Origin of the sequence: Pseudomonas sp. ANT_H12B (assembly GCF_008369325.1) — a bacterium.
Taxonomy (GTDB): domain Bacteria; phylum Pseudomonadota; class Gammaproteobacteria; order Pseudomonadales; family Pseudomonadaceae; genus Aquipseudomonas.
Map to the genome: position 1 here is coordinate 1 of NZ_VOBI01000032.1, position 14,522 is coordinate 14,522.

Genomic DNA, 14,522 nt, shown 5'->3' on the forward strand with positions numbered 1-14,522 from the left:
ATCACCATGCTGGCTGCACGATGTTTGAACTCGCGGGAAAAGACTCTTCTTTCTTTCATGGAACCTCCAAATTGGCGAAATCATATCGCCCTTAAGAGGTGTCCGGAATTATTAGGCCAGTTCAAGCCCGCTCCCACAGGGGATTTGTGATCGATACAGAACCAATGTGAGAACGGGCTTGCTCGCGAAGAACGATAACGCGGTCCTCAGTCTTCCTGGCGAACCGTGGCCACTTCATCAGCCTTGACCTTCACTTTCGCTCCGGAAATATCTTCGAACTCGTAGAAGCCGTCCTTGGTCTTGGTTTTCGGCATGTCCTTGGTCAAATACTGGGTGCCGTCCTGCAGCGTTACAACCGTTGGCGTCGAGCAACCGGCCAGGGCCAGAAAGGCCGCTATTGCCAGGGGCAAACCCAGAGTCTTGATATTCATACCCACCTCACATCGTTCGAAAAATGCAGCGCGACTGCACACACAAGATCAATCGTCACTGTGCCTCTAAGGCGGTTGGTGCGATGGATCGCCGGAAAGTTCGATTGGCACCCGAAAAATAACCGAATAGCGCCGCCGCTTATCCTTTTCCGTTTGCACCCGACAGGGTGTAGCTGGTATCTGTACGCATAACCAGTACTCGCTCGCCATGGCACTTTTTCCTGTGACTGCAAATCCTCTCGACGACCCGTTCTATTACTTGAACAACTTCACGCAAGTGCTTGATTGGCTTGAGCATCGCTATGCCGATGTATTAAGCGTCGAGGAGCAACACTTTATTCGCGACTTCAATCGGCTTCCCCACGAGTCGAGGGCGCTGCTGGTCAGAATGGTGATGCGCAAAGGCATTCACTTCAGGGCGAGCAAGCTGCATTACGTCGAGATTGGTGACATCGCCGTGGCTGCCGGCCCTTTGCTGGAACTGGGCTGGATCGATGATCAATCGCCGCTGTCGATCGAGGCGCTGTTCGAGGTGCTGCTGAAGGCGGAGATTCTCCAGTGCTTCGGCACCAGCATCGATCAACCCAAGGGAAAAAAAACCGATTGGTTGCCGATGCTCAGCGAGCAGTTTCCCGAGGCTCACAGCTTCGGCCACTGGTGCCCACTGCTGGATGACCGATTGTTCAGCCTGACCATCATGGGCCTGTGCGACCGGCTGCGCTTGATGTTTTTCGGCAATCTTTACCAGGATTGGTCGGAGTTTGTGCTGGCCGATCTTGGCATCTTTACCTACGAGAAAGTCGAGTTCTGCGCCGAATCCAGGGGCTTGCGCAGTCGCGACGATGTGGACGCCTGTGTCTTTCTTCACAAATGTCAGCAGCGGTTCGAGGCCGGTGAAGCGGTGGCCGATATTGTTGAGCGGATCAACGGGCTGGCACTGAGCAACCCGTGGCTGCAAAGGCGTCGCGGCAAGCTGCTGTTCCAGATCGGACAGTACTGCGAGCGCATGGCGGATTTCCATACCGCACTGACCATCTACCACCAGTGTGCCTATCCCGGCGCACGCTTGCGGCTGATTCGCGTGCTCGAGCGTTGCGCCGACTATCAACGGGCCATGGACCTGGCCACCCATGCCGAGCAAGCGCCGGAAAGCGCCGCCGAACAACAACAATTGCTGCGTGTGTTGCCCCGGTTGCGGCGCAAACTCGGTGGGCCAGCGATGAAGCGCGCATCCCCACGGGAAATGCTGCGCCTGGACCTGCAGCTGCCCAGAACCGACCCGGCGTTGTCGGTGGAGTATCACGTTCAGGCACACCTGGCTGAAGATTCGGCGCCGGTGCATTACGTCGAAAACAGCCTGATCAACTCGCTGTTCGGACTGCTGTGCTGGCCGGCAATCTTCGCGCCGTTGCCGGGCGCGTTTTTCCACCCGTTTCAGCGGGGGCCGGTGGATCTGCTCAACGAAGACTTTCATGTGCGTCGGGCGCAGCTGTTCCAGTGTTGCCTGGCTGAACTCGATGACGGGCGTTATCTCCAGACAATCCCTGAACGCTACGCCGGCAAGTGGGGCGTGCAGTCGCCGTTCGTGTTCTGGGGGGCGCTGAGCGAAGAGTTGCTGGATCAGGCTCTTGACTGCCTGCCGGCCGAACACCTCAAACACTGGTTCAATCGACTGTTGCTGGACATCAAGGCCAATCGCGCCGGCATGCCGGACTTGATCCAGTTCTGGCCGCAGGACAAGACCTACCGAATGATTGAAGTCAAAGGCCCCGGCGACAGGCTGCAGGACAACCAACTGCGCTGGCTGGAGTTCTGCCATGAACACCAGATGCCGATTGCCGTCTGCTACGTGCAATGGTCGGAGCAGAGCGCTTGAGCTACAGCATCGCGGTGCGGGCGCTGTGTGAATTCACCGCCAAGGTCGGCGACCTCGACCTGCGTTTTACCCCGTCGCCGACCGCGCTGGAAGGCATCGTCGGGCACCGTACGGTGGCGTCCCGGCGCAGCGACGGTTACCAGAGTGAAGTCGCGCTTGAGGGCCCGTATCAATCGTTGACCGTAAAGGGCAGGGCGGACGGCTACGCCCCCGCGCAAAACTGCCTGGAAGAAGTCAAAACCTATCGCGGCGACCTGAGCAAACAACCGGCCAATCACCGTCAATTGCACTGGGCCCAGGCGAAAATCTACGGCTGGTTGATGTGTCAGAAGCTGCAACTGGCTCAGATCAATCTGGCCCTGGTGTACTTCGACATCGTCAGTGAAAAGGAAACCTGTCTGGTCGAGGCCTTCAGCGCCGTGGAACTGGGGCAGTTCTTCGACCACCATTGCGCACTGTTCCTGCACTGGGCCGAGCAGGAAATGGCCCATCGCGAAGCACGCAACAACGCGGCGCAGCAGTTGGCGTTTCCGCATGCCGACTTTCGACCCGGGCAACGCCATCTGGCTGAATCGGTGTTCAAGGCAGTCAGCACCGGTCGCTGCCTGATGGCTCAGGCGCCCACGGGAATCGGCAAAACGGTAGGGACTCTGTTTCCGATGCTCAAGGCCCTGGCGCCGCAGCAACTGGACAAGGTGTTCTTCCTCACGGCTAAAACGCCGGGACGCAAACTGGCGCTGGACGCCGCGCAAGTGATCCTCGACAGCGCCGACGCGCCGCCCCTGCGGGTGCTCGAAATGATCGCCCGGGACAAGGCCTGCGAACACCCGGACAAAGCCTGCCATGGCGAATCCTGCCCATTGGCGCAAGGCTTTTATGATCGCTTGCCCGCTGCTCGCCGAGCCGCCAGCGAACTGAGCCTGTTGAACCAGAGCGCATTGCGCGAGGTTGCCCTGACACACGACGTCTGCCCCTATTACCTGAGTCAGGAAATGGCCCGCTGGGCGGACGTAGTGGTCGCCGATTACAACTATTACTTTGATTTCAGCGCCCTGTTGTTCGGGCTGGCCCAGGCCAATAACTGGAAAGTCGCGGTGCTGGTGGATGAAGCTCACAATCTGGTGGAGCGCGGCCGGCAGATGTACAGCGCCAGCCTCGATCAATCGACCCTTAACGCTGTGCGAAAAACAGCGCCTGACGTGCTAAAGAAATCCCTGCAACGGGTCAATCGTGAATGGAACGCCCTGCATAACCTGCAATTGGGCGCTTATCAGGCCTATGACAAGGCGCCGGAGAAACTGCTTCAGGTATTGTCTTCGTGCAGCGCGAGCATCGGCGATTTCCTGAACGATCACCCTCAAGGCCTGGACAGCGCACTGCAGAACTTCTACTTCGACATGCTGCAATTTAGCCGGGTGGCCGAACTCTTCGATGAGCAGTTTCTGTTCGACATCAGCAAGCGCGACCTCGACCGTCAGCGCAACCTGTCGCAGTTGTGCCTGCGCAACGTGGTCCCCGCCGGCTTCATCCGCCCGCGCCTGACGGCGGCGCGCAGCACCGTACTGTTTTCCGCGACCCTGAGCCCGCGTCACTACTACGCCGATCTGCTGGGGACGCCGGCGAACACGGTGTGGATCGATGTGGAATCGCCGTTTCATGCTGACCAGCTGCAAGTGCACATTGTCAGCCAGATCTCCACACGGTTCGTCCATCGCCAGTCGTCCCTTGCGCCAATCGTTGAACTGATTGCCCGGCAGTTCACCCAGCGTCCCGGCAACTACCTGGCGTTTTTCAGCAGCTTCGATTATTTGCAGCAAGTGGCGCAGTTGTTGGCCGAAAAACATCCGCACATCAATCTGTGGTCGCAGTCCCGGCGCATGGGGGAAGGGCAGCGCCAGGACTTTCTTGATCAGTTCACCGCCGACAGTCAGGGGGTCGGCTTTGCCGTGCTGGGCGGGGCGTTTGGCGAAGGCATCGACTTGCCAGGCGCACGACTGATCGGTGCGTTCATCGCCACCCTGGGGCTGGCGCAACTCAACCCGGTCAACGAACAGCTCAAGCATCGCATGGCGGCGATTTTCGGCGCCGGTTATGACTACACCTACCTGTTTCCCGGGGTTCAGAAGGTGGTGCAGGCCGCCGGACGGGTGATCCGCACCCAGCAGGATCAAGGGGTGGTGATGCTGATCGATGACCGGTTTGGCGAGAGCAAGGTCAGGCAATTGCTACCGCGCTGGTGGTCGGTTGGTCCGACGGTTTTTCACTCTGTCCAGTAGGATTTTGTACTTTAAAAACATAGACATATCTTGAAAGATACAGCCATTTGAATAAATCGTGAAAGCGAACTTTATTCAAATGACGGGTGATCACTTTCACCCGAATTTTTGATAAGGAAATCAAGGTATGTCACCAGCACCGTTTTACGCTTACACCCCGGAAGACGTCACCGCAGCGTTCGATGACATCAGCCCCATACTGTTCGACGGCAAGACTGTCGAATCCATCCCCAGATTGCTGATCACCGCCGGGTTACAGAGCTCCGGTAAAACCTACCTACTGGAAAATAGCCTGTTGCCGTCAGGCCGTTATAGCAATCATGTACGTCTGTACCTGCCCCAATACCGAGAAAAACACCCTCAGTACGCCGAGATGATCAAGCTCGGTGTTCTGCACGCTTACAAGCATACGGAAGCTTTTGTCCGTGCTGTCAGCGGCAAAGTTTTTGAGGCAGCGCTCGCAGGCAAATTCAACATCATCATGGAGTGCGCATTCGACGACATCGCCTTTGCGGAACTTGCGACATTTGCCGCCGGTTATCAGCTGGAAGCCTATGTCGTTGGTTGTAATCAAGCGTTCGCGCACCTCTCGTCCATCAAAAGAGCATTGAAGAACCTGGACGAAAAAAAACTGGAACGTTTTGTCAGTTATTCGGCGTTGCAAACGAGCATGAACAACGCACCGCAGATCCTCCTGGCTATGGAGACACTCGCTAAATCGGTGAATGGTTCCCGGATCGTTCTATTCGAACGTGGTTTCGGAACGTTGAACGAGCGAGTGGTGCGGGCTCATAGCACTTACAATCAGGACGCCAATGGCAAGCTGACCATCAGCGCAACCGAGACGCCTTACACTTACAGCGCGTACGAAGCTGTCATCAACAATCAACTTTCAATGAGTGAACGCGACGAGATCGTCAAGGTCTGTCACTTGGAATTACTGGCAATCGAGCCACACGCCTTACAGGTTCCGGACTTTGTATACAGCGACTTGTACGCCTACATCGTCAAATTCGCGTACCGATAACACCCGGCACCGGGAATTTGTAATTTGTAATTTGTGGAGTAATCGGCTGACGTTCAGGCTTTCCAAATCTGCGGTTTGTCGCATACTCCTGAAAAAGCATCATCACGTGAGAGATCAATGATCGAAGATCGGACCAAAACCACAGCCATCGATGACAGTCGGTTCCGCCTGTTGATCGATGCTGTGATTGACTACGCGATCTACATGATTGATCTCGATGGAATCATTACCAGCTGGAACTCTGGTGCACGGCGTTTCAAGGGGTATGAGGAGGCGGAAATTCTCGGCCAGCACTTCTCGCGGTTCTATACCGAAGAGGATCGCCTGGCCGGTTTGCCCCAGCGCGCGCTGGATACGGCGATTCGGGAGGGGCGCTTCGAGGGCGAGGGCTGGCGGATTCGTAAGGACGGTACGCGTTTCTGGTCTCATGTAGTCATCGATCCTATTGTCGACCCGTCGGGCAAGCTGCTGGGGTTTGCCAAGATCACCCGGGACCTGACCGACCGCAAAATGGCCGAAGAAGTCCTCAAGCAAAGCGAGCAGCAGTTCCGGTTACTGGTGCAAAGCGTCACCGATTACGCCATCTACATGCTCGCCCCGGATGGACTTGTGACTAACTGGAACCTGGGGGCTCAGCGCATCAAGGGTTACACGCCCGAAGAAGCTATCGGCCGACATTTCTCGATGTTTTATACCCCTCAGGACCGCGTGGCCGGCGAGCCGAAGCGGACCCTGGATATTGCTGTGCGTGAGGGGCGATTCGAAAATAAAGGCTGGCGAGTGCGCAAGGACGGTACCCGGTTCATGGCGCATGTCGTGGTCGACCCGATTTGGGGTGAGACCGGGACGCTGCTCGGTTTCGCCAAGATCACCCGTGATATCACCGAAGTGACACAAGCACAGCAGGCGCTTGAGCAAACCCGCGAGGCGCTGTTCCAGGCGCAGAAGATGCAGGCCGTCGGCCAACTCAGCGGCGGGATTGCCCACGACTTCAACAATTTGCTGACGGTTATCCTCGGCAATCTGGAAATCGTCCGCAAACGAGTAGGGAACGATCCGAAAATTACCCGGTTGGTGGACAACGCCACCCAAGGGGCATTGCGTGGCGTATCCCTGACCCAACGCATGCTGGCCTTTGCCAGGCGTCAGGAGCTTAAAACGGAATCCGTCGAGATACCGGCGCTGGTGCAAGGAATCACCGGTCTGTTGCGCAGTTCCCTTGGACCTTCAGTGGAACTCGAAACTCGCTTTTCACCCGAACTCGAACCGGTCCTGGCCGATGTCAATCAACTCGAACTGGCGGTACTGAACCTGGTGACCAATGCCCGCGACGCCATGCCCAAGGGTGGCAAGATCATCATCAGTACCCGGGCGGAAGAGTTCAGCGATCCGGCCAGGCTGTCACTGGTTGCAGGCCGTTATGTCTGCCTTAGCGTCAGCGACACCGGCGAAGGCATGGATGACCTCACACTGGCTTCAGCGATGGACCCGTTCTTTACCACCAAAGGAGTTGGCAAAGGCACTGGCCTCGGATTGTCGATGGTTCACGGTTTTATCGAGCAACTGGGTGGTCGATTCATTCTCAAGAGCCAGAAGGGCATAGGTACAACCGCCGAACTGTGGATTCCTGTCGCCACGACCGGAGCTGTCGCCAAGCCTGTTGTCGAGGAGGAAGCGGCCCCGCAAGTACCCGGTCTGTGCGTGCTGGTGGTGGACGACGACAGTCTGGTACTGACCAGTACCAGCCTGCTGCTCGAGGACCTGGGTCATCGGGTGATCAGTGCGGCGTCCGGGTTCAGGGCGCTGGAACTGTTCGACTCGGAGCAGGCTATTGACCTGGTCATTACCGACATGGCCATGCCACAGATGAGTGGCGCGCAATTGGCTCAGGCTATCCGGGTCATGAAGCCAGACCTGCCGATCATCCTCGCCACCGGTTTCGCGGAGCGCCTTGAAGGTTTCGCAACCGAACTCCCACGGCTGTCCAAACCCTTTACCCAACTCAATCTGGTGGAAGTCATCGCCTCGGCAATGAAATGACAGAGGCACTCAATGTTTCGTCTCGGCTCCTACGTTCTTCTTGAACCCGCGCAGGTTCATGGCACACAGGCAAAACTGCAACACGATCAGTGCATAGGCCTGTGTGTGATAACCCCAGATCACCCATAAAACATTGCTGACAATAAAGCAGATGAAACCCGACACCCTGCGTGAAGGCTTTTGCGAACCGATCAACCACGCCGCCAGCACCGTCACCAGCATTGCTGGCCATTGCACCCAATCGAGATAGTCCATGCCCGTTCCTTACCATCAGACCGTTAATTGAGGGACCACGGTGGCGAGGGTCCGTTCGAGACTTTGCCTCGCGAAGCCTTTGAGTTTTTTTGAATGGCCAAGGTTTCGTTTCCGTTGGCCGACCCCGTCTATGGCGACAAGGGCGCGTTGGTCGGCGCGTGGAGTGAGGGTTGAAACTCACCTGAACTTGTCAGTAGACGCTTCTTCTAAATGTTTTCCCATCCCGTGCGTGAAGCCTGTGCCAAGAATACTGACCGAACCCCCGGCTGAAGAAGCCCTGAGCGAACACAACACCAAGATGTTTGGGTCGCCCAAAGAACGTCTGGATTTCTACCGCCGGGAAATCCAGTACGAAACCAGCATTCTGGCCAATCGCACTGACGCTTATCTGGCGGCGCAATCGTTTTTGGTGATTGCCTTCGCCTCCTGCATGGCCAATCTGAATCCCGAATGGGGAAAACTTTTCACCCTGGTGGTGCCACCGTTCCTCGCACTGCTTGGGTTGCTCAGTTCGCTCAACGCCTGGCCGGGCATTCGCGCGGCGTATGACATCATCGATCACTGGCATTTCAAACAGAGTGAGTTGTTGCGCAGTGAACCCTTGATGGGACTCGCCTACGATGAATCGCCGCTGTTCAGTGAGAGGGAGTCGTCCCATAAGGGGTACCGCAAATCGCTGTTGTTTTCGGTGCGTACGCCATGGATTTTCGCGACGTTCTGGGTGCTTCTGGGCAGTTACTCGTTTTACATCCAGGTGACCAACCCCGGCGCATGAACCTCAATACCAAAAAAGGCCCGGCAGATGAGATGCCGGGCCTTTTTATTGCCTGCCACTTTGATCAAGCGGCCATATTCCCTGCGCTCATTTCTTTCTTGTACTGAGCTTTGAGGCTTTCCATTTGCGCGCCCAACTCTTCCAGGGTTGCTTTCCCCAAGAGCTTTTTAGCCTGGGGAAACATTTCCGTTTCTTCTTCTTCGATGTGGTGCTCCAGCAGTTCCTTGACCACTTTCACGCGACCGGCAAACTCCGGAGTCGACGGGTCGGTGACTTTCAGGTCAGGCAGCACCAGGGAATCGACTGTGCGGTGTTCTTCCTTGGCTTCGTAATACATGACGTCCTGCTCTTTGCCGCCGGCCTTTTTATACGCCGGGTACAACACTTCTTCTTCGAGGCGGGTATGGATGGAGACCTCCATCTCCAGTTTGGCCAGCAACTCGGTGCGTTTTTTCACACCGCGTTCGGTGGATTCGCTCAGTTGAGTCAGAATGACTTTTACGCGTGCATGGTCGGCTTTCAACAGGTCAATGGCGTTCATGGTCGAGTCTCTCAATAGTCACGGGGGTGAGCGCGAACGGTCTCAAGGCCGAAAGTCGCTCATAGTCCCGGAGCATTTCTCGTGCCGGATTTATTTACGGAGCAACCTCTTTATAAATCAATGGCTTGAGTTCTCTGATGGCGAACTGTAGTCATGCAGGCTGCATGAGTCTGGAATTTGACTCATGCAGTTCGCGGCATGGTGTTCAGCGCCTGGTAAAAGCGGATTTTCGCGTTTGACCACTGATCAGAATCGCCACTCATGAAACTGAACTCGCAGCCCGGCCTCGCTCCCTTAATACAGACAACCACTGCCTTTATTAACCAGCGAGGATGCAGCCATGCGCGCAATGACTTACCACGGTGCCCATGACGTGAAAATCGAAACGGTGCCCGATCCCATCATCGAAGCTCCCGACGACATCATTTTGCGCGTGACTGCCACCGCCATCTGCGGATCGGATTTGCATCTGTACCGAGGGAAGATTCCGACCGTGGAGCACGGCGACATTTTTGGCCATGAGTTTATGGGCATCGTCGAGGAAACCGGCTCGGCCGTTACCGCCGTGCAGCGCGGTGACCGGGTGGTGATCCCGTTCGTGATTGCGTGTGGCGAGTGCTTCTTTTGTCAGCAGGAATTGTTCGCCAGTTGTGAAACCACCAACACCGGGCGTGGCGCAAGCATCAATAAAAAAGCGATTCCACCACCGGCCGCGTTGTTCGGTTTCAGTCGCCTGTATGGCGGTATTCCGGGCGGGCAGGCCGAACTTGTCAGAGTGCCGAAGGCCAACACCGGGCCCTTCAAGGTGCCGGGATTGCTGGCGGACGAAAAGGTACTTTTCCTCTCGGACATTTTGCCCACCGCCTGGCAAGCAGTGCTCAATACCGGGATCGGGCCGGGGTCAAGCATTGCAATTTATGGCGCCGGGCCTGTGGGATTGCTGAGCGCGGCCTGCGCAAGAATGCTCGGTGCCGAGCAAATCTTCATGGTGGATCATCATGACTATCGGCTGGCCTATGCCCAGCGCACCTATGGCGTGATTCCGATCAATTTTGATGACGATGATGACCCGGCCGACACGATCATTCGCCAGACTGCTGGTAGCCGTGGGGTCGACGGGGTGGTTGATGCCGTGGGGTTCGAAGCCAAGGGCAGCACCACAGAGACAGTGCTTGCCACCTTGAAACTCGAGGGCAGCAGCGGCAAGGCGTTACGCCAATGTATTGCTTCCGCACGTCGCGGGGGCGTCGTGAGTGTGCCGGGCGTTTATTCCGGGTTTATTCACGGGTTCCTGTTTGGTGATGCTTTCGACAAAGGACTGACGTTCAAAATGGGTCAGACCCATGTGCAGCGCTATCTGCCGGAATTGCTCGGGCACATTGAAACCGGGCGCCTGCAACCGGAGGCGATCATTACTCACCGCATGTCGCTTGAGCAAGTGGCCGAGGGTTACAGGATTTTCGACAAAAAACAGGAGGAATGCCGCAAGGTCATTTTGACGCCGGGGTCCAGTGATGTGCCGCTGACCGAGAATCTGGAAATTACGCCCGTACCGGCCTTTTAGGGGTTTGCCTGGCAATGAAAAGCCCGGCGACCGGCGCCGGGCTTGTGAACATCATGCTCTGGATTCGGGTTGCTGATTCAAACGGTGAGCGTTGTTCGCAGACATCGGGATCGGTGGGAAATCTTCGTTAAGTACGCGTAAGTGCTCGATCGCTTCCTTGAATTTCAAATCGGCTTTCCTGCGGATCGCCTGATAGCGATCAAACAGCTCCACGTCCATTTCGCCGCTTTCGAGCAATTCAAAGGCACAGCGGCTCAGCGCCTGGGCATCTTCGAACATCTGACGATTACGTTCCAGGGCGAACGCCCGGCACGCTTTGATTTCAGTGGAGGTGGAATATTGAATCATGACCAGCACCCTAATTTTCCGAGGTTCCTTTAAATAGGCATCGTCGCCGCAGGGGAACCGAGCCTGGCGAGACCCGCTGTGCACATTCGAGGCGGGATTAAGCTTGTGACTGGCCAGAGCTCAAAAGAATTTCAAATTTATGAGAGCGAAAATTCGATAAATTCGACGGTAAAAGCTTGGGCGTAAAATCAAATATTTTGTTTCTTTCGCTGCTCATATCGGGCAAGAACAGGTTGAGTGCTAACCCCGTGGATCAGGATGCTCAACGCGACCACCGACAGCGTCAGGTCGGTGCACAACGCCGCCACGGACTGCCCGAGCCCGTGGTTGAGCGCATAAAACAGGTAAAAGAGACTGCCTATGCCGCGTATGCCAAACCAGCCAATCAACATTCGCTGGCGACGATCCAGCAAACCGCCCCACGGCATGGCGATGACGCTCAGGGGGCGAATCAGGCAAAACAACACGCCTGCGATCGGCAGCGCACGCCAGTCCCAGTGAGCAATCAACACCACGCCGAGCAGCGTCACTAGAAACACTTCCATGGCCCGTTCCACCAGGCTGCCGAAGGCGAGCATGTCTCCCATCATGATGCCCGCAGCGACCTGGGTGTCTTCAAGGTTTTCGGTGTCACCATGAACGGCGTGCTGCGGCTCGACGTTCTGATGACCGACAACCGGCTGAACCAGGTGTTCGGCGGGTGGTTGCGTGCGGCCGGTGGATTTGGCCTCTACCTGGCGCAAACCGAGGCCGGCGGCGAACACCGACAGAAAACCGTAGGCGTGAATGGACTCTGCCCCGACATAGGCAAGGGCGATCAGTGCAAGCGCGAGGTAATCGTTGGGGGAAAGGGTGCTGTCGTCATTCTTGATCCGTACTGACAACGTCAAGCGACCAATGCCGCGTCCCATCCAGTAGCCCATGAGCAAACCGGCCGGAACTGCCCACAGGAGGCTGCGCAGTACCCAGTCGCCCAGCCAGCCGGGATTGCCATCGTTTTGCAGCAGGAGCAGCCCGAGGATCACGAACGGAAACGCGATCCCGTCATTGAGCCCGGCTTCACCCGACAGTCCGAAGCGCACGCTATCGTCATCCCGGGCGTCGTTGACTTGTACCAGGGCCGCGAGCACCGGGTCGGTGGGCGCCAGAATCGAGCCGATCAACACGGACGTGCCCCAGGACAACTCGAAACCGTAATGCAGCAGCAAACTGACGCCGGCAATGGTCAATACCATCACCGGACCGGCGAGGCCGAATGCGATTCGCCAGGTTTTGTCCTTGAGGGGCAAGCGCAATTTCAAACCGCAAACGAACAACGAAAAGAGCACCGCAACTTCTGTCAGGTGCTCCATCCAGGTCGAGGCGTCGTCCGTGTCCAGTTTTAACAGCCCGAACCCCGCAGGCCCGATGGTGACGCCCAGCACCAGGCACACCGCCGACGTGGTCACTGGCATCCAGCGCAGGTACGAGGAGGTCAGCGCCAGCGTCAGCAGCACGGCGCCCAACACCGCCACCCATAGAATGAAGCTCATGCTCTGTACTCAGCGGATGGGTGCCGCGATGCAGGACCTCGGGAAATCAACCGACGGTCGCGCGCAGGTATTCAGGCGTCAGCACGTTGAACCACAACAGGATCATTGAGACCAGGATGGTGACCAGCACCAACAACCCGACACCCCAGACGCAAGCGGCATTGAGCAAGCCTTGTTCCTTGCGCTCGTGCATGAACGTCGGCAAGCCAACGAACAGCAGGAAGGTCGAATAGAGGGAGGCGGCGCCCAGTACCGTGATCGCCAGCCAGCGACTCGGGTACAAACCGGCAATGCCTGCGAGGAAAAACGGCGTCACCGTGTAGGCGGCAAAACCGATGCATTGATTGACGGTTGGCCGTGCGTCGAAGGTGCGCGACATCCAGCGAATGAACAACCCCATCACCGCCACGCCGGCGACGATGGTCACGTACAGCAACACGCAGAGCTGTAGCGCGCTGGCGGTGCTGAGTTTGACTATTTCGTTCTCGGCCAGGCTCCAGCCGACGTAAGTGGTCCCGATAAACAGGCACACGGCGGGGATCAAGGCGAGCAGCAGTAGATGAGCGAGATAGTGGCGCGGATGCGCTTCCTCTTCCTTGCGGATATCCGTCCACGCGAAGTTCGGTTGGGTAAACAGCTTGACGATAGGTGCGGACATGACGACCTCCTGATCCGGAGTAGCCCGTTACAGGGCCCCTAAACGTATTGAGGGGCGAGAATTGTCAGGGGTTCATTTTTTATCCACAGACCCGAACATGGTCCGATTGAGGGAATGTTTAGAGGTGGCGAAGGTCAACCGAGCAGCTCTCTGTCGGGATGATTTGCCATGAGTGTCAGCCAATCCGTGGTCGAGTATTTGCGTGAAAACGACTTGCTGCTGACCACCGCAGAGTCGTGTACGGCCGGCAAAATCGTCACACTGCTGGCGGAGGTTCCCCACAGCGGGGAGCTGATCGAAAGCGGCTATGTGGTCTATTCCCCCGAGGCCAAGCAACGATTGCTCAACGTCAGCCCCGACACGATCGAAACGTTCAACCTGACCAGTTGTGAAGTCGCTCGGGAAATGGCCGTGGGCGCGCTGCGCGATAGCACCGCCAATGTCGCGGTGGCGACCACCGGCATTCTTGGGCCGGAAGAAGTTGACGGCATTCCACCCGGCACCATTTGTTTCGCCTGGGCCTATCAGACCGAACACGGGCGGAGTGTATTCAGCCGACAGCAGCGGTTTTTCGGCACACGTTCAGAGGTCCAGTTACTGGCGGCGGAGCACGCTTTGCACCTGCTGCCACATTTCCATCAACGGGCGTTAGCCGGTGAGCAAGGGTAGGGCGCATCCATGAACGATGAATCCGGCCATACCGATTACCACAGCCGCGACTATCCCGTACGTGAAGACATGGCGCATCAGGTCAAGGTCTGGCGATTCGAGCGTTGGGGTTGGTATACCTTGGTGCTGTTGGTGTTGCTGGCGCTGCTTGGGCTGTTTTCACGCGGGCCGCTGAGCAGCCGGGACGTTCAGGCGAGCGACGGCAAGGTCAGGGTGCAATACGAGATGTTCCACCGCAATGGCTCGACCAACCCGATGCAGATCAGCGTGATCGGTACGCCCAATGCCATGGTTGAACTGGAACTGACTGGAGCGTTACTGGAGGGCTTCAGCATCGAAACCCTGCAACCGCAACCCATCCGCGTCACCAGTGCCGGGCCGGGCATGAAGATGTGGCTGCAAACCGACGCTCAGGGCCTGGCAAACCTCTATCTGACGTTGCGCGGTGATGGGCTGGGGCTGTTTCGCAGCCGGATTACATCGCCCGGAGCAACGCCGGTGAACCTGGATCAATTCATTTTCCCTTAGGT

14 protein-coding genes are annotated in these 14,522 nt (G+C 57.1%); 8 read left to right on the forward strand and 6 right to left on the reverse strand.

All coding sequences use genetic code 11. The features are described from left to right. Positions 1-206: 206 nt before the first annotated feature. Complete coding sequence (locus tag FQ185_RS28870; protein ID WP_149420407.1) at positions 207-431, reverse strand: YgdI/YgdR family lipoprotein; 225 nt, start codon at positions 429-431, stop codon at positions 207-209. A 208-nt stretch (positions 432-639) separates the two neighbouring features. Here FQ185_RS28870 and FQ185_RS28875 point away from each other — a divergent pair, with 208 nt between their 5' ends. The 4 genes from FQ185_RS28875 to FQ185_RS28890 all read left to right on the forward strand — a co-directional run bounded on the left by FQ185_RS28875 (position 640) and on the right by FQ185_RS28890 (position 7,650). Continuing rightward, positions 640-2,307: a VRR-NUC domain-containing protein gene (locus FQ185_RS28875; RefSeq protein ID WP_149420408.1), complete on the forward strand. Its 1,668-nt coding sequence runs from the start codon at positions 640-642 to the stop codon at positions 2,305-2,307. Then, positions 2,304-4,583, forward strand: coding sequence for an ATP-dependent DNA helicase (locus tag FQ185_RS28880; RefSeq protein ID WP_149420409.1), 2,280 nt, complete (start codon positions 2,304-2,306; stop codon positions 4,581-4,583). Before FQ185_RS28875 ends, FQ185_RS28880 begins: the two co-directional genes overlap by 4 nt. 127 nt (positions 4,584-4,710) lie before the next feature. After that, positions 4,711-5,610 (forward strand): zeta toxin family protein, encoded by a 900-nt coding sequence (locus FQ185_RS28885; RefSeq protein WP_149420410.1) that lies wholly within the window; start codon positions 4,711-4,713, stop codon positions 5,608-5,610. 117 nt (positions 5,611-5,727) lie between these two features. Continuing rightward, on the forward strand, positions 5,728-7,650 hold the full coding sequence (locus FQ185_RS28890; RefSeq protein ID WP_149420411.1) for a PAS domain-containing sensor histidine kinase: 1,923 nt from the start codon (positions 5,728-5,730) through the stop codon (positions 7,648-7,650). 9 nt (positions 7,651-7,659) lie between these two features. Here FQ185_RS28890 and FQ185_RS28895 read toward each other — a convergent pair whose 3' ends face one another. Then, on the reverse strand, positions 7,660-7,905 hold the full coding sequence (locus tag FQ185_RS28895; RefSeq protein WP_149420412.1) for a hypothetical protein: 246 nt from the start codon (positions 7,903-7,905) through the stop codon (positions 7,660-7,662). Positions 7,906-8,143: 238 nt separating this feature from the next. Here FQ185_RS28895 and FQ185_RS28900 point away from each other — a divergent pair, with 238 nt between their 5' ends. Further along, entirely contained in the window at positions 8,144-8,680 is a 537-nt protein-coding gene (locus FQ185_RS28900; protein WP_149420413.1) for a hypothetical protein, read from the forward strand. A gap of 64 nt (positions 8,681-8,744) precedes the next feature. Here the strand turns inward: FQ185_RS28900 and FQ185_RS28905 are convergent, their stop codons facing one another. Then, positions 8,745-9,221 carry a hemerythrin domain-containing protein gene (locus FQ185_RS28905; protein WP_149420414.1) on the reverse strand — a complete coding sequence of 159 codons (477 nt, stop codon included), beginning with the start codon at positions 9,219-9,221 and terminating at the stop codon, positions 8,745-8,747. 340 nt (positions 9,222-9,561) lie between these two features. Here FQ185_RS28905 and FQ185_RS28910 point away from each other — a divergent pair, with 340 nt between their 5' ends. Further along, a complete protein-coding gene (locus tag FQ185_RS28910) occupies positions 9,562-10,785 on the forward strand; it encodes a zinc-dependent alcohol dehydrogenase (RefSeq protein WP_149420415.1) in 1,224 nt (407 codons plus the stop codon). A gap of 51 nt (positions 10,786-10,836) precedes the next feature. Here the strand turns inward: FQ185_RS28910 and FQ185_RS28915 are convergent, their stop codons facing one another. From FQ185_RS28915 to FQ185_RS28925, 3 genes are all read right to left on the reverse strand, one after another. Then, entirely contained in the window at positions 10,837-11,133 is a 297-nt protein-coding gene (locus FQ185_RS28915) for a hypothetical protein (RefSeq protein WP_149420416.1), read from the reverse strand. A gap of 188 nt (positions 11,134-11,321) precedes the next feature. Further along, entirely contained in the window at positions 11,322-12,665 is a 1,344-nt protein-coding gene (locus FQ185_RS28920; protein ID WP_149420417.1) for a sodium:proton antiporter, read from the reverse strand. Positions 12,666-12,711: 46 nt separating this feature from the next. Continuing rightward, positions 12,712-13,323 (reverse strand): Yip1 family protein, encoded by a 612-nt coding sequence (locus tag FQ185_RS28925; protein ID WP_149420418.1) that lies wholly within the window; start codon positions 13,321-13,323, stop codon positions 12,712-12,714. 168 nt (positions 13,324-13,491) lie between these two features. Here FQ185_RS28925 and FQ185_RS28930 point away from each other — a divergent pair, with 168 nt between their 5' ends. Then, positions 13,492-13,992 (forward strand): CinA family protein, encoded by a 501-nt coding sequence (locus FQ185_RS28930; RefSeq protein ID WP_149420419.1) that lies wholly within the window; start codon positions 13,492-13,494, stop codon positions 13,990-13,992. 9 nt (positions 13,993-14,001) lie between these two features. Beyond that, entirely contained in the window at positions 14,002-14,520 is a 519-nt protein-coding gene (locus FQ185_RS28935; protein ID WP_149420420.1) for a hypothetical protein, read from the forward strand. Positions 14,521-14,522 lie beyond the last annotated feature (2 nt).